19 protein-coding genes are annotated in these 20,871 nt (G+C 41.9%); 10 read left to right on the top strand and 9 right to left on the bottom strand.

Features of this window, described 5'->3' with window-relative positions; genetic code table 11:
• Positions 1–104: 104 nt before the first annotated feature.
• Entirely contained in the window at positions 105–1,583 is a 1,479-nt protein-coding gene (putP, locus tag C2M30_RS15740; RefSeq protein WP_158683485.1) for a sodium/proline symporter PutP, read from the top strand.
• Positions 1,584–1,586: 3 nt separating this feature from the next.
• Positions 1,587–2,696, top strand: a complete 1,110-nt coding sequence (proB, locus tag C2M30_RS15735) for a glutamate 5-kinase (RefSeq protein WP_010558501.1) — start codon at positions 1,587–1,589, stop codon at positions 2,694–2,696.
• A 102-nt stretch (positions 2,697–2,798) separates the two neighbouring features.
• On the opposite strand, the gene C2M30_RS15730 is transcribed toward proB, so the two are convergent.
• Genes C2M30_RS15730 through C2M30_RS15710 form a run of 5 tightly spaced genes read right to left on the bottom strand, consistent with a single transcriptional unit; the run spans position 2,799 to position 8,022 of the window.
• A complete protein-coding gene (locus tag C2M30_RS15730) occupies positions 2,799–4,034 on the bottom strand; it encodes an ABC transporter permease (protein WP_105172357.1) in 1,236 nt (411 codons plus the stop codon).
• On the bottom strand, positions 4,031–5,221 hold the full coding sequence (locus C2M30_RS15725; protein WP_105172356.1) for an efflux RND transporter periplasmic adaptor subunit: 1,191 nt from the start codon (positions 5,219–5,221) through the stop codon (positions 4,031–4,033). Before C2M30_RS15725 ends, C2M30_RS15730 begins: the two co-directional genes overlap by 4 nt.
• Complete coding sequence (locus C2M30_RS15720) at positions 5,218–6,384, bottom strand: efflux RND transporter periplasmic adaptor subunit (protein ID WP_105172355.1); 1,167 nt, start codon at positions 6,382–6,384, stop codon at positions 5,218–5,220. The genes C2M30_RS15725 and C2M30_RS15720 overlap by 4 nt, the downstream gene beginning before the upstream one ends.
• Entirely contained in the window at positions 6,377–7,351 is a 975-nt protein-coding gene (locus tag C2M30_RS15715; RefSeq protein WP_105172354.1) for an HlyD family secretion protein, read from the bottom strand. The genes C2M30_RS15720 and C2M30_RS15715 overlap by 8 nt, the downstream gene beginning before the upstream one ends.
• Positions 7,348–8,022, bottom strand: coding sequence for an ABC transporter ATP-binding protein (locus tag C2M30_RS15710; RefSeq protein ID WP_100915825.1), 675 nt, complete (start codon positions 8,020–8,022; stop codon positions 7,348–7,350). The genes C2M30_RS15715 and C2M30_RS15710 overlap by 4 nt, the downstream gene beginning before the upstream one ends.
• A gap of 514 nt (positions 8,023–8,536) precedes the next feature.
• Between C2M30_RS15710 and C2M30_RS15705 the strand changes: the two genes are divergently transcribed.
• Both C2M30_RS15705 and C2M30_RS15700 read left to right on the top strand, forming a co-directional pair.
• Positions 8,537–9,097 carry a DUF4339 domain-containing protein gene (locus tag C2M30_RS15705; protein WP_105172353.1) on the top strand — a complete coding sequence of 187 codons (561 nt, stop codon included), beginning with the start codon at positions 8,537–8,539 and terminating at the stop codon, positions 9,095–9,097.
• A 29-nt stretch (positions 9,098–9,126) separates the two neighbouring features.
• Positions 9,127–9,309 carry a hypothetical protein gene (locus C2M30_RS15700; RefSeq protein ID WP_105172352.1) on the top strand — a complete coding sequence of 61 codons (183 nt, stop codon included), beginning with the start codon at positions 9,127–9,129 and terminating at the stop codon, positions 9,307–9,309.
• An 82-nt stretch (positions 9,310–9,391) separates the two neighbouring features.
• On the opposite strand, the gene C2M30_RS15695 is transcribed toward C2M30_RS15700, so the two are convergent.
• Positions 9,392–10,360, bottom strand: coding sequence for a dihydrodipicolinate synthase family protein (locus C2M30_RS15695; protein ID WP_105172351.1), 969 nt, complete (start codon positions 10,358–10,360; stop codon positions 9,392–9,394).
• A gap of 366 nt (positions 10,361–10,726) precedes the next feature.
• Here C2M30_RS15695 and C2M30_RS15690 point away from each other — a divergent pair, with 366 nt between their 5' ends.
• The 4 genes from C2M30_RS15690 to def all read left to right on the top strand — a co-directional run bounded on the left by C2M30_RS15690 (position 10,727) and on the right by def (position 12,648).
• Complete coding sequence (locus C2M30_RS15690; protein WP_105172350.1) at positions 10,727–11,071, top strand: lactoylglutathione lyase; 345 nt, start codon at positions 10,727–10,729, stop codon at positions 11,069–11,071.
• 10 nt (positions 11,072–11,081) lie between these two features.
• Complete coding sequence (locus C2M30_RS15685; protein ID WP_105172349.1) at positions 11,082–11,531, top strand: GNAT family N-acetyltransferase; 450 nt, start codon at positions 11,082–11,084, stop codon at positions 11,529–11,531.
• Between the two features lie 22 nt (positions 11,532–11,553).
• Entirely contained in the window at positions 11,554–12,042 is a 489-nt protein-coding gene (locus tag C2M30_RS15680) for a GNAT family N-acetyltransferase (RefSeq protein ID WP_105172348.1), read from the top strand.
• A 102-nt stretch (positions 12,043–12,144) separates the two neighbouring features.
• Positions 12,145–12,648, top strand: coding sequence for a peptide deformylase (gene def / locus C2M30_RS15675; protein WP_105172347.1), 504 nt, complete (start codon positions 12,145–12,147; stop codon positions 12,646–12,648).
• 74 nt (positions 12,649–12,722) lie between these two features.
• On the opposite strand, the gene iadA is transcribed toward def, so the two are convergent.
• From iadA to C2M30_RS15660, 3 genes are read right to left on the bottom strand one after another with little or no spacing between them, the layout of a single operon-like run.
• The gene (gene iadA, locus C2M30_RS15670) at positions 12,723–13,898 is read right to left on the bottom strand and encodes a beta-aspartyl-peptidase (protein WP_105172346.1); all 1,176 of its coding nucleotides are present in this window, start codon (positions 13,896–13,898) and stop codon (positions 12,723–12,725) included.
• Between the two features lie 6 nt (positions 13,899–13,904).
• Complete coding sequence (gene yfcC / locus C2M30_RS15665; RefSeq protein WP_105172345.1) at positions 13,905–15,305, bottom strand: putative basic amino acid antiporter YfcC; 1,401 nt, start codon at positions 15,303–15,305, stop codon at positions 13,905–13,907.
• A 37-nt stretch (positions 15,306–15,342) separates the two neighbouring features.
• Positions 15,343–18,264, bottom strand: coding sequence for a TonB-dependent receptor (locus C2M30_RS15660; protein ID WP_105172344.1), 2,922 nt, complete (start codon positions 18,262–18,264; stop codon positions 15,343–15,345).
• A 430-nt stretch (positions 18,265–18,694) separates the two neighbouring features.
• On the opposite strand from C2M30_RS15660, the gene C2M30_RS15650 reads away from it, so the two are divergent.
• Both C2M30_RS15650 and C2M30_RS15645 read left to right on the top strand, forming a co-directional pair.
• A complete protein-coding gene (locus C2M30_RS15650; protein ID WP_105172342.1) occupies positions 18,695–20,314 on the top strand; it encodes a cyanophycinase in 1,620 nt (539 codons plus the stop codon).
• Positions 20,315–20,458: 144 nt separating this feature from the next.
• A complete protein-coding gene (locus C2M30_RS15645; protein ID WP_105172341.1) occupies positions 20,459–20,836 on the top strand; it encodes a hypothetical protein in 378 nt (125 codons plus the stop codon).
• The last annotated feature ends 35 nt before the right edge of the window (positions 20,837–20,871 follow it).

The raw sequence follows: 20,871 nt of genomic DNA, 5'->3' as shown, positions 1-20,871 counted from the left end.
ATTAGCCGCGGGTTCTCTTGCTAAAAAGCGAATCTCAGGTGACTCACAAGGGCGCTACGCAAATTCTCAAAGCAAATAACATAATTAATTAGTACTGAAATAAAATGTTCGATTACGCGACTTTTTCTATTTTATTATATTTCGCCCTGCTAATTTTCATTGGCGTTTATGCCATGAAAAAATCCACATCAGATAACGGTGAATATTTACTCGGTGGGCGCAATGTTAGCGCCAAAGTGACCGCATTATCAGCTGGCGCCTCAGATATGAGTGGCTGGATGCTGATGGGTCTACCAGGTGCCGCTTATGTTAGTGGATTAGGCAGTATTTGGCTTGCAGTTGGACTAGTGTTAGGTGCTTATGTGAACTATCACATTGTTGCGCCTAAGCTTCGTGTATTTACAGAACTTGCAGATGATGCTCTGACCATTCCCGAGTTCTTTTCTAAGCGCTTCGCCCTTGAAAAAGGCAGCGTAAGACTCATTGCGTCGATTGTTATTATTGTATTTTTCACGGTTTATACCGCATCAGGCCTTGTCGCCGGCGGTAAATTGTTTGAATCGGCATTTAATATTGATTACACCATTGGCATTGTGGCTACCGTAAGCATAGTCGTGATTTACACTGTGCTTGGCGGGTTCCTTGCGGTCAGTTTAAGTGACTTTATTCAAGGCGTAATCATGCTCATTGCGCTGATTGCCGTACCTATGGTGACCTTCAGTAACTTCGATGCAGAAGCTGCCAGTAACTTCACCCAATCAATGTCGTTTGATTTTGGCAATGTTGAATTGCTTGCCGCAATCAGCTTAATGACATGGGGACTTGGTTACTTTGGTCAGCCACACATTATCGTGCGCTTTATGGCAATTGATAGCCATGAAAACTTAGCCAAAGCACGCAAAATCGGTTTATCGTGGATGACAATTTCGATTATTGGTGCGCTAGTGACTGGCCTTGTTGGTGCAAGCTTTATCGCCAATAGCGAGCAATCAGTATCTGATCCCGAAACCATTTTTATCTTTCTATCGCAGTTTTTGTTCCACCCATTTGTTGCAGGTTGGCTGCTGGCAGCAATTTTAGCTGCCATTATGAGCACCATTTCGTCACAGCTATTAGTGTCGTCGAGCTCGCTGGTTGAAGATATTTACAAAAGCTATGCAAAGCGTCAGCCAAGCAGTAACGAACTGTTAATGATTAGCCGTGTATGCGTGCTCGTGGTTGCCGTTGTGGCATCGCTGATTGCGCTAGACAGCAATAGCAGCGTACTTAATTTAGTATCAAACGCATGGGCCGGTTTTGGCGCAGCATTTGGCCCACTGGTAATCTTTAGTTTGTGGTGGAAAAAGCTAACGCACAGCGGCGCAGTAGCCGGTGTAGTTGTGGGTTCACTCACCGTACTACTTTGGGCATACGTACCGCTACTCGAAAATGGCGAAACCTTAAGTGTTTACTTTTACGAGTTACTACCAGGTTTTGTAGCGAGTTCAATTGCTATTGTGCTGGTTAGCTTGAACACGCAGCAGCCAGATCAGCAAGCTATCAAATGGTTTAACGCAACAAACGCCAAGCTCCAAGAGGCTTAATTTATGCAACAAAATCTTAAAAATATCGGCTGGAAACGGATTGTGATTAAAGTGGGAAGCGCATTAATTGCGCCTCACCGCGATGGATGCAGTAGCCAGTATTTATTAAGTATCGCAAATTTTATAGTACGTTGCCGTGCATCAGGTATTCAGGTGGTATTAGTATCATCGGGTTCAGTTGCCGCAGGCGCGCACTTATTTAATAACGTCGACAATTCGTCGATGACAGTAAAAAAAGCCATGGCGGCAGCAGGCCAGTCTGAGATGATGGCAACTTGGGATAGGTTATTTGATTTTAATACTGCCCAAGTACTGCTTACGCATGCCGATTTACGCAATCGCGACCGCTTTGAAAGTGTGCGCGACACACTGACTGCGTTACTACAAAACGATATTCTGCCTATCGTAAATGAAAACGATACGGTAACCACCGACAAGCTAAAAGTGGGTGATAACGATAATTTATCAGCAATGGTTGCCAGTGCCGCTTACGCCGATGCATTGATTATTTGTTCTGATATCGACGGGCTTTATACCGCTAATCCTCATGAGGACAAAAGCGCAACGCTGATTCCTGATGTAATGCGTATTGACCCTGAAATTTACGCAATGGCAGGCGGTGCAACCAGCGATGTAGGTACTGGCGGTATGAAAACCAAAGTACAAGCAGCGGAAAAAGCAGTTTCACACGGTATTAATACATACATTGTTAACGGCTTTAGCGAAGCGACGTTTAATACGTTATTACAAGGCGGTAACCCGGGCACCTTGTTCCACGCTATTGAAACGCCAATGCAAGACCAAAGTCACTGGATGAAACACACCACCAAAGCACAAGGTGAACTAGTTGTTGAAGACACATTTGCAATGCAAAAACAAAGCGACAATCTTATTACGCCGCAAGATTTGGTGAATGTTATTGGTGACTTTTCAGCAGGCGAAGTGGTATTACTTCGTAAAGAAAACGGCGACAAACTTGCCAAAGTAAAAAGTAATTACAGCAGTTGCTTACTTAATTTTGTGGCCGAACAAGACAACGATGACTTGTCTGAGAAGCTGCATGACTCAGCAGCGCCTATTCTCTCTGAGCAATATGTATCTTTAAGTAATTAGCAACTAACTTGCACCGTAATTGTTTGACCCTATCAAACATAATTACAACCCAACAAAGGGGTTAGCATAGCGCTAACCCTTTTTATATTTACCTCACTAATATTAATCACTTTGCAGTGCATCAATCGGATCAAGCTTAGAAGCCTTAATCGCGGGGTAAACACCAAAAACAAGGCCTACCAAAGCACAGATGCTAAACGATAGCACAATTGCGCTCAGCGACCACGACACCGCCCACTGGGAGTAAAAAGCAATCAGCTCTGAGAGTGCAATACCAAAGAACACACCCAGTAAGCCACCTAAAATGGAAATAGTAAAACTCTCAGTAATAAACTGCACTTGAATGTTCTTTTGCGTTGCGCCAATGGCGCGCAATAAACCAATTTCTTTGGTGCGTTCAAGCACAGTGGCTAGCATAATGTTCATAATGCCAATGCCGCCCACCAGCAGCGAAATCCCCGCTACGCACGACATTACAATATTAAAAATTTGTTGGGTTTGCTTTTGCTGCGCCAATAACGCGGCAGGCACAATCAGCTTGTAATCATCAATATCGTTATGACGCCCTTTCACTAAAGCATCAATCGCTTGCGCGGCCATCACAGGGCTAAAGCCCGGTTCAGTAGCAAGTTTAATACGGGTAATTTCGGGGTCGAGTAATTCGCTTTTAAAACGGTGAATTGCAGTTTTAAGCGGAATAAAAATCTGATTTTGTTCATCGCCTAATTTAACGCCCTGAAACTCTTTTTTCTTTAAAAATGGCGCTTCAAGAATACCCACCACTTCAAACCACAAATGGTTAATTTTGACTGATTTTCCCACCGCATCGCCAAGCGGGAACAAAGTACGCGCGGTATTTGCACCAAGAAGCGCCACTTGCGAAAAATGTTGCCCATCTTGCTGATTAAGCAATCGCCCGGCACTTAAATCAAAATGTGCAAGCTCAAAGTAGTTTTCACTTACACCTACCGCTTGGCCATCAAATTTGGCGTATTCACTAAACACATGGTAGGTTTCAACCACTTTTTCAGCGGCAAAATCGTTGATAAACGGCAAGGCTTCAACTGCAACTTTGCCATCGTTAAGCGATAACCCGTCTGAGTGCTTACGCTGCTCTCTAAGTTCATCCTCTTCAAAGTCTTTAGCTTCTACAATTACGTTATTAAGGCCCATTGAATCAATCATTTTCAGTGCTTCACGCTGTGCACCTTCACCAATGTTCAACATAGCAATTACCGCACCTACACCAAAGATCATACCGAGCAAGGTTAAAAAAGTGCGCATTTTATGCTGTTGCAATTGCACTGCGGCATCTTTAAATAATCCGACTAAATTCATAGTTTGCCCTCCTGCTCAACTAGCGCAATTACATCACCTTTGGAAAGGCCCTTTACAATTTCAACATGGCTTAAATTACTTGCGCCTAAGGTAACTGGCGCTTTGCTGTAACCCGATGCCGTTTTAAGTTGCACATACGCGCCTTCTTCGTCAGCAAATACGCTAAATTTTGGTACGATTAGTTTTTCGGCTGGCTGATCCGCCACTATGTTTGCCACCACTTTTAAGCCCGGTCGTAAGTAGTCGCCTTGCTCATCAATACTGGCGGTGATTTCGTAATACTTTTGCGGATCTTGTCGCTTAATTGATTTAGGAAACGGTGCAAGCTTACTTATTTTGCCTGTAAAGATTTTATTGGGTGTTGAAATAAGCGAAAACTCAATTGCTTGATCTTGTTTTAAATTAATCGCTTCGCGCTCTTTTACAAACAACTTGATTTGCATAACCGAGGTATCAGGCAAGCCCGCAATTTTTTGGCCCGGCCATAAAGTTTGCCCTGCTCTTGGCTTTTCACCATGCCAGTTTACACTGTGGGTAAGCAAGCCATCGTGCGGGGCAACCACCTCTAACGACGACAAATTGCCATCGAGCATATTAATTTTGCTTTGATGCTGCTGGCTCTGCATGTTTAACAGGTCTAACTCGCCTTGCGCGCTGCTATTAAACTGATCAGACTGCCAATTAAAATAGGCCGTTTTGGCATTTAAATAGTCGACCTTTTGCGCTTGCTCTAAAATCTCAAGTTTCGAGATAATACGGTCATCGTCGATAGAGAAATTTTCAGCAAATTGCTTTTCTTCTTCAACGATTTCCATATCAAACCCTAAGTGTTGTCTGCGCGTGTCGATTTCGGTATTTTTACCCGATAAATCTTGCGACACTTTTTGGTTTGAAAAATCACTCTCGCGCTTTTGCTTAATCATTACACGACCATCAAACCGTGCAATCACTTCACCTTTTTTAACCTGAGAATATTCAGGCATTAACCACGCCAGCGTTTGCGGCCCGCGCGATGACGCAGGGGTGCTAATCACGGTTTCATTGGCGGCAATCAACTCACCTTTTGCCTCTACATAATTTTTAAACGGGGCTTTTTGCACAGTGAACGTAAGCTCAGCAGCTACATCATCGGGTTTTGAGCACGCGGTTAACAAAATCGCGCTTACAACAATAGCTAAATACTTCATAAACGCACTACCTCTCCTTGTTCAATACCGCTTTTTATTACCGCAAAACCATTACTAATATTACCTACCGTAACAGGGGTTTTATCACCATTTTTTTCAATTACATACGCGCTTGATTGGTCGCTATGCAATGCGCTTACAGGCACAATCAATACATCGTCAATTTTATCGGTAGCAATCTCTACGCGGGCGGTTAACCCTGGGCGCATTGCAGCTGCATTAATATTATCGAGTTTAATTAAGGTGTCGACGATTCGGTGTTTATCTTGCGGCGATTTTTCACGAAACGCACTGCCAATACTGGTTATTTTGCCCGATGTAATAATCGGCTCAGAGCCATCAATGGTCACTTTAACATTCTGATTAAGTGCAATGCGGCCAAAGTCAGCTTCATCTATTTGCGCTTTTACCTGCATATCTTCAATCACCGCTAATTCAATTACCGGCTGACCAAATTGCACACTTTCACCTACCGTAGGCTTTTCGCCACTGGCATCTATGTAATACATTACAATGCCATCCATGGGTGCTTTTACTTTGAGCTTTTCAATATCTTGCTCTAGGGCATCAACTTCTGCTTTTAAGCGCTCGGCTTTACCTTTAGCTAAACGAATGTTGAGCGCTTTGGTTTCATCTTGAAAGGTCAGTTTTTTCTTAGCCAGCTCAAGATCATTTTGCGCAATGGTAAAATCAATCTGTGCCTTGCGTTTGTCGTTATCCGACATTGAATCATCGTTAATATCGGCCTTACGCTTGGCAATATCGTAATTCATTTGCGCTTCTGCAAGGGCGAGTTTTAATTCTTCTTGGTTTTTAATTTCTAGCGCTTTTTGGTTTTCGAGCTCTTTTACTGCGCGATCATATTCGCTGGTTTTTTCAATTAAGCGGTCGCGCACGGGTTTATCATCAAAAGAGGCAACCATCTCGCCTTTTTTCACTTGTTTATTCTCAGGCGCTAAAAACTTCACCTTGTATTGCCACATACGCGAAATAGACGGCGGTGCAATAAGCGATTGCTGTGCCGACTCTAATTCACCATTGGCTTGCACAGCCAATTGCAGGCTAGTTTTTTCAATGGTGTGATAATCAAATTCATCATCACCGCAACCACTAAGCGAAAACGCGATTAGGCTTGCAACTAAGCCAAGCTTAAACTTATTCATTACTGCCTCCTTGCACCACAACACGCCCCGTCATACCCGGTAAAATTTTCAGCTGCTGTGTGTCTTCAAACTCAAACACTGCGCGATAGTAGGCATCTTTACCCCACTCTTTGCGCTCTTCCGGTTGTGTTGAAATATCGCTTAATTTTGCAGTGAGTGGCGTATCTTGATACGCATCAAGCGTAAGCGACATTGTTTGCTCTTGCTTTAAGTGCTTATAATCAATTTCGTGCACCCAAGCTTCTAAATAAAGGCCGGTCATTGCTGGAATTTCAGCAATCTTCCAACCAGGTTGTGCAGTAACGCCTGAAAATAATTTAGTGCCATACCAAGGGTGATTACCATACAAAATGGGGCCTTGATTGGTGGCCTTATGGGTAAGTTTTTGCAAACGTTCGCGGTTTTCTTTTAAGTTAATTTGCAAATGTTCTATTTCGATTTCTTGCTTGCGAATGTTTACCCGCGCCGTAGTTTTGGCCTCAGCTAGGCTTGCTTTAGCTTTGTGTTTTTGAATCACCGCTTGCTCAAGCTTTAGCTGGTTTTCTTCATAATCAAACGCGCTCACATGGCTTTTAGGCACAGCCGCATCAATTTTGGCTTTTTCAAGTAACAAATCAGCACGGGCAAGCGCAAATTCGGCTTCTAAAATGGCTTGTTTGCCCTTGTTTTGTTCGCGTTTTAATTCATCTTGTGCGGTATTAAGGCTTACTTCGTCTTGTTCAATAGTGCTGGCAATTGAGCCGCCCTCAAATACCACAACCACATCACCAGGTTTGGCAACTTCGCCCTCAGGTAACATCCATTCAACTTGAATGCGCCATGTATCACTTTGCGGTGCAAAAAAGGTTTGGCTGTCGCTCGCTTTTATTTCCCCAGTAATAAAAATATTTTGCGATGCAAACACCTGCGTTGTAAAAAGCGCGCTTGCAAGCATCAATGGCAGTACGCTAAGTTTAAGTGTTTTCATTGAACGCTATCCTCTATTTTCACACCATCTTTCATGCGAATAATGCGCTTAGCGTACTCGGCAATGTCTTCTTCGTGGGTCACCATCACAATGGTGTGGCCTTGGGCGTGCAGGTCACATAACAGTGACATAATTTCGTGGGATGTTTTGCTGTCTAGGTTACCGGTTGGTTCATCGGCAAAAATCACTTTAGGCTCATTAACTAAGGCTCTGGCTATTGCCACACGTTGCCTTTGCCCACCGGACATTTCATTTGGCTTATGCCCTGCCCTATGATCAAGCCCTACCTTGGCAAGCATAGCTAACCCTTTTTGTTTTGCTTGTTCTGGCGATATATCACTGTACCTAAGCGGTAAGGTAACATTTTCAAGTGCGGTTAAACGGGTTAACAAATGAAAGGTTTGAAAAATAAAGCCAATACGCTGATTACGGATTTTTGATAAGTCTTCATCACACATATCTTGAATTGATTGTTTAGACAAAAAATACTCGCCTTTAGTTGGCGTATCTAAACAGCCCAAAATATTCATTAGCGTTGATTTACCTGAGCCTGACGAGCCCATAATGGCGACGAACTCCCCTTCGTCGATGGTGATAGAGACATCGTTTAACGCAGTAACGCGCGTTTCTCCACTGCCATACTCGCGATACAGATTCTTCACTTCAAGCACTGCATACATTCCTTGATTATAATTTTTAGCCGTTAACGGTATACAATCTGAACAGTTCAGTCAACTGATATAACCAACTGATTTAAATAGATAAAAACACATTTAAATGAGAATTAATCGCGTTAACTGTTTGTAACAAAACGTGTATTTGGAAAGGTGGGAGTTTTGCTTGATTTGGCTATAAAAGAAAAACAAAACAAGCGTGTAACAAGTTCAAAAAGCCTGTATTGAATGAGATGTAATAGAGAGTGATAACTGAGAATTAATATTGAGATTAGAATGCAGCTGTTTGAATTTAATAAGCTATTTAGTTAATAGACATATCAATAAATAAGCAATTAAATACTAAAATCAAAATTAATTCTGGTCTATGTGAATATTCACTTTTTCTAAAAAGTCATGGTTATCTTTTTGGAATGAATTTCAATCTAAACCAAGAATGTTTTTAAGCAAACAAATAGGCTGAGCCCTACATTCTGTGTCATTAAGCACTAATCAAATAAAAGGAAATACAATGACCAAGCATAGTCAAGAACCACCTATTTTATGGTTTTATGAATACAAAGGAGAAAGGAAAGGGGGTGTTGGGGAGTCCGAGATTATAGGACTGATAGAAAATGGGACAGTTTCACACGGAACATCAGTTTGGAAAAAAGGGTTTTCTGATTGGACTAAAATCGAAGATACTGAACTTAACATTCATCTAGATAAAACTTCCCCACCCCCTCTTTCGGGTGAGCATGTAAATAACACGGTTGTATGGATATTAGCTTTTGCTCCAATAATTGGTTATTTTCTTGAGTGGGTAGTTGCAGGTGCAATAAATAGCAGTGAATGGAAAGCTGAGAAAGCTATGGCTGAAGCAAAGTACTTTTACATAACTATTATTTTAAACGTTGCATTATCTTATCTAGATGAGAAAAGGCTCTCACAAGCTGGGCACAACACCGAAAAGTTTAAAGGTATGACTTGGCTAGTACCTGTTTACCTTTTTCAAAGAGCAAAGAATTTAAATCATAATATGGCGTATTTCGCAGTGTGGATTGTTTCGTTTCTATTGGTTCTTTCTGCATAGCTCCCCTTAACAAAAATAAAGGAAATCGAATGAAAGATCCTAAAATATGGGATGTAATCGCTTGGGTATCGTTTATTTTGGGAATCATCACAACCCTAATATATTTCTTTGTTGATGAAGGTTACACAGAATCCCCAACATGGATATTAGTCTCTATTGCAGCTTGGTATTACAGTGACCACTTAGAAGATAAAAAGTCTGAAAAAGTATAATAAAACCAAAGTAGCTAATTTCCAAAACCCACAAAAAAAGCTCCGTAAACGGAGCTTTGATCGTTTCAAAAAACTAAAAGTGTTATTCAGCTAAACCAAGTGCTTCGAGGCGCTCTTTTGCAAGTTGGTAACGTGCGCGTACATCATCAATTTGCGCTGCCGTAAGCTTTTTGCCTAATGTGCGTAGGCCGCCTTGTTCGTCATTGTGGTGAATACCAAATGCAAACTTTAGGTATTCTAATAACAGTGGCTGAGCATCAAGGTATGAAATTGAGTTCATTGCTTGCGAGATTTTATTCGCTTCAGCCCAATTGCCGTCACTTACATACTCTTGCATGGTTACGCTTGCTTTCGGGAAGATACACCCAACACCTGTAATGCCGCCACATGCGCCAGCAAGGCCTGCGTGAACAGTTACTGTGTCTACACCTGCTAAGATTTTTGCATCTTTGTTTTCTAACATCAGTGTTTCAATAACTGAAACGTCCGTTGTTGAGATTTTAAGTGCTGTTACTTCTGGCAGTGCTGCTAGTTTTCTTAAAATATCGGTTGAAAGTGCATGGTAACCCGCTGCATCTGGATTATTGTAAGGCATAATAGTAACACCAGCTTCACGTGCTGCGTCTGCAGCAAGCGCGTAGTAAGCATACATTTCATCATCAGAAGGTGCTTCTTGGGTTTTTGGTGGCATTACCATTACCGTATCTACACCTACTGTTGCCAGTTCTTTAACAATCGTTGCAAGCGCTTCTTTGGTTTCTGCCGCAGCACCACTAATTAAAGGTACGTTAAATTCTTTAGCAACCTCAGAAAGCGCACTTAGTAAAGAAAGACGCTGCTCAGCGCTTAGGTAGCTGTTTTCACCCAGCGTGCCCGAACCAACAAGACCACCCATGCGTGTGCCAGCTTTACCTTCAACACGTAAAATATCTGCTGCGTACTTTTGTGTTGCAACTAGGTCAATTTCAAGTGCGCCTGTTTCAGTCTCTTTTAACCATGTAAACACGGCAGGCATAACCGTATAACGCCAATCTGTACTATTTGTTTGCATCGTATTACCTTTTGTATAAAATCTTTATTGCCCGACTATATCGTATAAAATATACAAAATAAACATTTGTGTGAAATTGTCTTTAATAAATGCTTAAAATTAGTGAGCTGTAATGAGTTTAGTAAGCATACAATTTACTTTAGCTTAAAGCCTATTTGCCGTAAAACATCTACAAAACCAGTCATTTAGATAACCTAAACCTACGTTTTTAAATGCATTTAGTTATCTTTAGTTATTGAAAGGTTTACTAATGCACGTGCGCTATTTATAGTTTTGTAAATTTTTGGGCGCACTTACTTTGCCCTTAGCCATTTCACTATTGCACTTTTTAAGTGTTAATACGTGCTGCTTATTTATGGAAATTTCATGGAAGTTATCGATATAAAAACATTTATTCCGAGTAAAGACTACGAGGTTTCTTTATCTTTTTATGCTGAAATTGGCTTTAAGTCTGAATATGTGAGCGACGATCTTACCCTTTTTGAAAATGGCGATTGTCTTTTCTTCTTGCAGCGCTTTTACAACGAAGATTTAGCAAATAACTTTATGTTGCAAATTTGCGTTTCGGATATCGATGACGCATTTGAGTTATGTAGCAACTCAAAATACAAAACTAAAATCTCACCAATTCAACAAATGTCTTGGGGCAAAGTCTTTTATCTTTGGGGACCTTCGGGCGAACTTTTGCATATTACCCAGTTAGGCAGTTAATTAACAAAATATGATAGCTCAACTTACCCATTCAAATAGCGATATTGCTTCGCACATTTACGCTGTGTTTCAAGCTTCTTATAAAATTGAAGCAGCATTAATTGGCACCGATAATTTTCCACCGCTATCGCGCACGCCACAGGATATAGCAAACTCAAATACCTTGTTTTATGGTTTTTATGAGGGTGACAGCCTTGCTGGTGTTATCGAAATCACATATCAAGACAACCTATTAGACATAGGCAGTTTAACCGTAGCGCCAGAGCATTTTCGTAAAGGCATTGCCGGAAAACTGATGGAATATGTGTTAAATGCGTTTGATTTTAGCAAAGCCATTGTTGAAACCGCAGTGGTCAACGCGCCTGCTATTAGCTTATACCAAAAACACGGTTTTAATGAGTTTAAGCGTTTTACACCCAGCCATGGCATTAAAAAAGTAGCGTTAGTAAAAGAACAATAATAGAAGACATCTATAAAAAACTATGATTCGACATGCATGCAAGGACGATTGCTTACAATTAGCCGCCCTTTCAATAAAAGTGTGGCTCGACACCTATGCCGTTGAAGGCATAAAGCGCGAATACGCGCAATATGCCCTTGCTACATTTACTGAAAGCTATTTTAGTTCGTTACTTGATTCGCCAGATTACAACTTATTAGTGATTGAAAAAGACCAAGTAATACAAGGCTATGCGCTGCTTAATATGAACTCTCACTATCAATCGGCAAATAATGGTTTTGAGCTTGAAAAACTGTATATCGATACCCAATTTAAAGGCCATGGGTTAGGTAAACAACTTTTAACCGCGGTAGAACACGAGTTTGGTAACGTGTATTGGCTGTACACTTGGGTTGAAAACGAGTCTAACGGGTTTTATTTGCATTTAGGGTTTCGCAAAATTGGCCAACTCAATTTTGAATTTGCTGGCACAAAAATCGAAAATAACGTTTATCAATCGGGGCTTATCTAACATACAATTGCGCCATCATAACACTTAGCTTGTTTGTCATATTTAATCAGCAAGCACTCAAAGCCCCACGAAGGGCGATTAGCCAAAAATAATTGAGGTAAAATGGCCGTTTTAGAAATATTAAAAGCTCCAAACGAGAAGTTAAAAGTTAACGCCAAAAAGGTAACCGATGTTGCCAGCGTGCAAACTTTAATTGATGACATGCTAGATACCATGTATCACACCGACGATGGCATTGGGCTCGCCGCAACACAAGTAGGCAGAAGCGAAGCCATTATCATTATTGATATTTCTGAGCAACGAGATGCACCATTAATCTTAATCAACCCAGAGGTTATAAGTGGCAACCACAAAGAAATGGGGCAAGAAGGCTGTTTATCAGTTCCTGGTTACTACGCAGACGTAGAGCGTTATACCGAAGTAACCGTTAAAGGTTTAGACCGCACAGGCAAAGAAGTAACCATTGAAAGTGATGATTTTCTTGCCATTGTATTGCAGCATGAAATCGATCATTTAAAAGGTAAGTTGTTTATTGACTACCTTTCGCCTTTAAAGCAAAAAATGGCACTTAAAAAGGTCAAAAAAACAATTAAGTCAGTTGCTTGATAAGGTTTGTCAAAAAAGGTTAGCTGTCGCTAACCCTTGGGCTTATATCATCAAGTTGATTTATTAACCTGAATTCAGTTTGCGCTATTAAAAAATCCATTCGCAACAATTTGGCTGTCTTCAATCATTTTCTTGCCATTGCACCATACGCTGTGCACAGTTAAATCCGATTGGCGAAGCAGCACCACATCGGCATCCCCATTTTGTTTAAGCTCGCCCTTATTTAGACCAAGAATGCGCGCGGGGTTTATCGTAATCGCACTTAATGCCTTTTCAATCGACACATTAAATTGTTTTACCGCCTGCTGAAATGAACTTAGCAATGACAGCTCAGTACCCACTTCAAAACCGACTAGCTCATTTTGCTCATTATAAATTGGCAAACTCGCGTGACCGTCTGAACTCATGGTGAGCTGCGCGACATTCACCCCTTTATCTAAGCAATATGCAAGGGCTTCGGCCGCGGCAAGCTCGCCGTTAGCCAAATCGTATTCGGTAGTGCTGGTCGTAAAGTCGATGGTGCCACCTGCACGGCAAAATTCAATGCCCGCGGTTAATAGCTCGGCGTTACGGTTCATATGTGTTGGGTAAAACTGCGAGATCGGAATATCCGTGTTATTGGCCACATCATGCAGCAAATTAACATGCTCTTTGCCTGAGCCAACATGAATCGATACGGTGCCGCGTTTACCACTTAAAAGGCCTGCGGTTCTGGCTTCGGCTGCTACTTCAGCGAGTTGCTGCGTAGTAATTTGGCGACCGCGATGATCGCTAATGGCCACTTCACCCAAACCAATCACTTCATCTACATACATAATGTCGTGACTAATGCTTTCGCCCAGTGTTTTTGCGGGTAAATGATACGAACCAGTATGACAAAAGGCGTTTAAGCCTTCTTGCTTTAACCCTTTTGCTTTGGCGATTAAGTCGCTGTGAGTACGGCTAACATCATCCGTACCAAGCGCACCAACCACAGTGGTAATGCCTGCAATGGTGGCATCGGTTAAGTTCATTTCTGGTGTGCGGCTGGCAAAACCCGCTTCGCCACCGCCGCCACTAATGTGTACAAGTGAATCAACAAAGCCAGGCGCTACAATTAAATCGCTGCCATCAATCACTTCACACGCAACATTGGTATCGAGGTTAATGTCAGCTTCGATTGCAATAATTTTTGTGCCTGCAATAAGCACGTCTTGTTTGCCGAGTCTTTTAGGGGAATAACACTCGGCCTGCTTAATTAGAGTTAACATAATGTTTTATTGATAATTTATAAGATGCGCAACAATGACCACTGCGCTTGCTAAAGAGAATAAAAACAACATAAAGCGCCAAATGAATTGCGCCCATTCGTTCCATGAAAGTTTTACAACGCCTAAACAGCCAATCAAACTAGCTGACGTTGGGATAATTATATTCGTTAGGCCATCACCTAGCTGAAATGCCAGCACCGCTGTTTGACGCGATACGCCAATTAAGTCAGCAAGTGGCGCCATAATTGGCATCGTAATCGCGGCTTGACCTGATCCCGATGAGACAAAAAAGTTAAACACTGATTGGAATAAATACATAAACCAAGCAGCTATCACATCGGGCACATGCGAGATAAACGACGCCGCATAATAAAGTAGCGTATTGAGTAACGAATACTCGGCCAAATCGCCACCACCTAGCAATAGCACTAAGCCTTTTGCAAGACCAACTAATAGCGCAGCTGGCAGTAGTTCGGCACTACCATGTTTAAACGCGGCCACCGACTCTTCAATACTCTGCCTGTTGCCAAGCTTGGCAATAATCGCCACAACTAAACCCAAAACAAAAAACTGTGTAGCAAGTTCAGGAATGTAATAGCCTTTTGCCGTAACACCATAAATCACCCAAACAATCACCGCTAAAAAGCTAACTAACAACAGTTTGTCGGTATTGGTAAGCGCAGCTTGCACGGTATTTTCTGGCACTTGTTCAATGTTACGAATGCTCGATGCGTAGCGCACGGTAAATACCATTCCAACAAAAATAAACACTGCCGCAATGGCAGTGCGCAACTCAGCACCTGAAAAGACAGGTAAGCCTGCAATACTTTGCGCAATGGCAATACTAAACGGGTTCATAGGTGATGCCGCAAAACCAATTTGCGTTGCCACATACGTCACCAGCACAGTGACTTGCGCGTTATAACCAAGCTTTTTCATTATCGGAAAGAGCACAATACAAAATGCAATGGCCTCTTCACCCATTCCAAAAATAGCGCCGCCTAACGCAAAGGTGATAAACAAACTAGGTATAAACAGCCAATCAATACGCGTCGTCGAGCTAATTAGCGCCATAATGCCGTTATCAATGGCTTTGGTATGCATCATCACACCAAATGCACCACCAGTAATTAAAATAAAGGCAATTACGCCAATTGCTGCGCCATTTCTATCACCGCTGACTAGGCCTTCAAACAGAATATTAAGTAAGCCTGCATCGCCGTTTGTTGCAAACAGCGCTGCAGGCTGTGCGCTAGTTGCTTGGCTAAATTGCGCCAGCGATACGGTAGCACCTTGGCTGATACCGTCGAATTTTCCCGGCAATACAAAGAAAGACACGAGATAGCAAAGTCCTGCGATCATTAACAAAATAACGAACGCATCAGGCATTTTAAATTGTTGTTTCATGTGTGTTTTAAAAAGTGGGGTTGCCCCCACTTGCCCATTAGAAACGGTAAGTTACACCAAGGTTATACGTAGTACCGTAAGCATCGTGATTAATTGAGTCAAAACCACGTGATGAGCCGTAAACGCTCGGTGGCTTTTTATCGAATAAGTTATCGATACTGGCGCGGATCATCACTGAATCTGATACTTCATAACCCGCACTTAAGTCCACCACAGTCCAGCTTTTCACATCGCGCTGTTCGTTGTCATCTAATTCGCCAAGTTCAATTAACTCGTCGATTTCACGGCCGCGTAAACCTTCTATATCATCTTGATAACTATCAGTATAGTTTGCACCAAGCGAGATGTGATAACGCTCTGCATCAAATGAAATTGAAAAACGACCGATATTTTCAGGGTAGCGGAATGTGCCAACAAGTTGCTCAATGTCGTCTGAGCCCGGCTTGTTGCGGTCGTAATCAAGGTAGTGCGTGGCGTCGATTTTTAACGTTAAGTCACCCGCATCAAAACGAAAACGCTGATCAATTTTAATGTCTAAACCACGAATATCTTGGCTACCGGTGTTTTCTAATTGGATCACATGGTCGCGATAAAGCTCTAGGCTATACGAGCGCGGATCATATTCATTGATGTAAGCCGCTAAAATTTCATCTAAATTTGCACCCGCTTGTTCAATGAAAAGGCCGCTATTATCGGTCACACTACATACGTCTTCACCGTATGAAATACCCATTTCACCATTAGGAACTAAACCACAGTGGCGCAATGATTCATCAGTAATAGCACGGGCAAGTACCCCCGTCATATTGGTATCAATGACATCGTCGTAATTAAATTGCCAGTAATCTAATGTGACGGTGGTATCGCGACTTGGGCTCCATGCAAAACCAAGTGAGAGTGACTCAGATTCTTCAGCATTCAGTGCGCTGTTACCTAGCTCTAGACTATTTACCGTCACTTGTGTGCCGTCACCTTCGCAGTATAAATCCGCTACTGCTTGGTTAGCGCCACAATCAAAAATTGATGTGGTTGTTCTGAGTTTTACACCTGCTTGGGTAAGCGAAGGTGCTCTAAACGAGGTTGCCCACGCTGCGCGTAACATTACTGAATCAACTGGGCGATAGCTTATGCTCACCTTAGGATTAAAAGTCGAGCCAAAGTCATCAAAATGGTCATAACGCCCTGCAAGTTGCATTTCAATTTTGTCACCTACTGGTACATAAAGCTCGGCAAATGCACCAAATTGCGTGCGCTCAGCTTCAGCAATGCTCGAACCATAACCAAATACATCAACAAGGTAGCCATTGTTTGCATTCGCCACAGCGTTAGCTGATGGTATATCTGAAAGCTCTTCTTTGCGGGCTTCAAGGCCAAATGACGATTGAATATCGCTGCTGCCAATTGACATTAGTTCACCAGAGAGCGTGAAATCCCAACCGTAAACACGGCTTTTACCGTTACGCGTTGGTGTTTCTTGAGTTAGCGCTAATGTTGCATCGTTAGTGCCATCACCCACTAAAAATGGGTTATAAAAATCAAGTAACGAACCCGCACCACAGCTAATATCGCCATTATTTTGCTGTGCAATTGTGCCATCTGAACACAGCTCACCAGCTAGTGCCGCATGGAATTTATAACGGTTGTAAACGCCCTTTACAGCCACTTGATCTGAACGTGATTCAGAAAACATGATGCCCGTTTCCCAATCCCACTCTGCTAATTGCCCTTCAAGGCTAGTAACAAACCGCATATTTTCAGATTCAACTTCAACGGTGCGAGGGTCGTTAAAGCGAGCATCAAATTGGAAACCCCATTGTTCTTGCCCAAGCAAAGTATCAAACGGGTCAATATACAGCGAATCAAGTAATGGGTTATTGCCGTTAGCATCGTCATAAATAAACAAAGCATCTTCTTTTACCCACGGGCCTTCGCTGTCATCCAGCTGGTTAATTGCAGCAGGTGTTGAATACGCGGTAGATTTAGTTTTGCTGTAGAACATCTCGCTATTCCAAACAAGGTCACCCACAGCTTGGTTAAACATGAAACCGCCCGACATACTTTCAAACGGTGCACGTAATACATCGTCTTGATTACCGTAGTAAGCACAAATTTGCTCGCCATATTCGGTTGTAACCGTCTCTGTTAAACAGCTAGGTGCAGGCTGTTCGTTGCCATCACGGCTGCTGTAGTAATAAATATTTGGCGTGTTTTCAAGCTTTGGTAAGTATGAATAACTGTTAACTAAATTAGGTGATGCAAGGTAATCACGGTCGCTTGCATTAAACTGGTTGCGGTCATAATAATCAGCGAATACGGTTAAGTTGCCGTCACCAATTTTGGTGCCCCAAATAAGGTTAATTTGCTTTTTACTTTCATCTGAATCTTCAAAGCTATCACCGTAGCTCACCTCAACTTCGCCACCATCGAAGTCTTTTTTCAAGATATAGTTAATAACGCCTGCAACCGCATCTGCACCATAAATTGCCGACGCGCCTGTCGCTAAGATTTCAACGCGCTCAATTGCTGCTAATGGAATTGAGTTTACGTCGACAAAGTTTTGCGTGCCTGCGGCAAATGAACTTGGCGCAACGCGGCGACCATTAATCAACGTAAGTGTTGCCGATGGTCCCATACCACGTAAACTAGCTGCCGCTTGCCCTGCTGGTGTAGAGGTTGACGTACTGCCACTTTCACTGGTTGAGAATGTGCCTGCGCCGCCTTTTAGCTGAGGAATATCTTGCAGTAATTCGTAAATGGATGAAGCGCCTGAACGCTCGATGTCTTCTGCACTTAAAATAGTAATCGGCTGGGTGCCTTCAAGGTCAACGCCTTTAATGCGTGAACCGGTTATTTCAATGCGCTCAACTGATGCTTCTTCTGAATTTTTGGTTTCTTGTTCTGCAGCCTGTGCTGACACTGACAGTGCCGCAAAAATGGCTAGGGATAACTTGTTATACATACTTCACCTGTTTCTGACTGGTGCGATTCAACAAGACACGCAGATTCACAAACGATAGACGGATCTATCATGCAATTTGGACGTAAAAATGCTGTGTTTTAGTTGTGATGATTATGGCAAATCACACGCAACTTAATTGTTTAATCGACAAATTTATTGTTTTTGTAATTTGGGGGGTGGGTTGCATACCAATAGACAACACCACGGTTAAAAACCGTGTGTCTACTCGTCGAACCACTCAGAAAGGTAGTGTGGTGAGTAGAAGTAACAAACAAGCTGATTCGCTTTTTTTAACATTTCTTCATCTCGTGTGTTTTGACATTACAAACTGGCGTGTGCTAGTTTGCATCCCGCAAAGTTCATAATTTTTATATCACAGCTTTTTTTGTGATGACAAGCCATTTTTTTAAAACTTGATTGGAAATTAATCATGAACATTGTGTCTTTTGTAAAAAATTTCACCCTCGCGTTTTCGCTTTTTTATAGCCTAACATCCTCAGCGCAAACACTTTATTTAGCGGGCGGCGCACTTAAAACATGTTCGAGTTTAGCGCCAAAAAACTGCAATGAAAAAACTTCATTTTCATCACACGCAAAAACCCATTCACTCTATTTAGTTAACAAAATAGCCATCACTGCGATTAACTCACACTGGCCAAATACCAACACACAGCACAAAATTGCCACGCGTAAATTACTTAACAAAATAAAAAGCAAAAACGCCATTTCCAAAGCAGAGCTTATTGATAAATTTAAAAACGAAAATGCCGCGTTATATCGCGCTTTAAGCAATCAAGAATATTACTTTGTATTTGATATGCTTGAACTACCACTCATTGTGAATAATAAACGCATTAGTGAGCAAGTGCTCGCAAACAAAAACAAAGTCAAAGGCACAACTGAGATTTTAAACGCCATTAGTTTAGACATTAAAAACACACCAAATAAAACGCTTTATTTAGTCACGGCGTCTTCTCGTGACCCATATGAATCGGCGGATTTTTATAACGGCTTATTTAACCAATACAACATAAATGCAAAGTGGTTAGCGCTGACCCCAGCCCTTGCTAAAGCCATTTCAAAACAAGATTGCGAAAACCTTGATAAGTACCGCAACAAAATTAATTTAGCCTATAACCGCAGCATGGTTTACCCCGATTTAACAGCCCAAGAGAAAGCCTTGTGTGACGCTGGCATCGACAATTTAATCAGTACCCTAAAAAACGCCGATGGCCTGTTTTTTAATGGCGGGGATCAATCGCTTACTAAGCAGGTGTTTATTAATGCTGAGACAAAAGAAGCTTACCCTTGGTTTGAGGTTATTCAAAACCGAGAAATTTTAGTAGGCACAAGTGCTGGCACGGCCATGCAATCGGGTGGCCAAAATAATTATGGCAATGTACCTATGATCACTAACGGCAGTAGCCTAAACGCACTTAAAAATGGCGCGTTTGATGCACCGCCTCCAGCTGAAAACTGTCAAAACCAAGGCGGCTGCCAGCACCTTGAGTTTGATACACTAACTTACGATAAACACGGTGGGTTAGGCAGTTTTGATTTCGGTATTTTGGATACCCATTTTAGCGAGCGTGGCCGTACCCCTCGCTTAGCCGTTTTAATGCAAGCAACCAAGCAAAAATTTGGCTTTGGTGTAGATGAAACAACTGCGCTAAAAGTGGAAAAAAGCACAGGCAATATGTCAGTCATCGGTAAAGAAGGCGTTGTAATATTAGCGCACACGGCAAAGAACACCTTTCGTTATCACTTTATGCCTACAGGTGAAGAATTTACACTCTCAAGGCTAAAACAAGAAAAAAGCGAAAATAAAAAAGCAATTTCAGGTGAAGAAAACGTTTTTGAAAATGCCATTTCAAATGGACAAATTCGACGCGCACTGCAAGACTTTTGTAACAGCGAAAAACAGGAAATTACACTCGTTGAAACCGCGCAAAAAGACACACCAGTCACATTTACAAAAGATGCAAACACCACTTGTGTTAAAACGCATTCAGGTGCTTACCGCATTGAAAATATGTTGATGCGACTATAGGTATTGTGTTTATAAAACGGGTAACAGATTGCTTTCACACCCATTGTGTTACCTGTTTTAAAGTTAGAAAAATAGCAAATGACATATTTTAAAATAATATGCTAAACCGTATACTGACCCCAATTTAAAAACACAGATGTAATCATGGTTGCGCACGGAAAAGTTAACTACTCTTGGCATGGCAATATTCTTCAGTTAGATGTATTTGGCCCTTTTAATGTTATTGGTATCAATAGCGCATTTGAAGAGCTCAAAAAGCAAGTTAGCGCTAACTTTTTTGAAAAGTGGTATCGCATAGATGTAATTGATGACGAAACCTTAGGCTGCCCTGAAGTAATGAAAACCATCGGGCAAACTTACGTGTGGAGCCTTGAAAACAACTGTCAAATGATTGCTATTGTGTGTGCCAATCGCGTGCAATTAAGTTTGCTTAACGCGTTTATTGAAAAATCTGGCTTAAATGTTCGTGCCTTCACCAACCAAGAAGATGCCTTGGCCACTATTAACGCTTTATCCGGCTAATACTATTGTGGTTACACCAATATAAAGTTAATTTA

It is taken from the genome of Pseudoalteromonas sp. T1lg24, assembly GCF_002964745.1.
In the GTDB taxonomy this organism is placed as follows: Bacteria; Pseudomonadota; Gammaproteobacteria; order Enterobacterales; family Alteromonadaceae; genus Pseudoalteromonas; species Pseudoalteromonas spongiae.
Note: the sequence above shows the minus strand (reverse complement) of the source record. Positions and strands in the feature narration are given on the sequence as shown.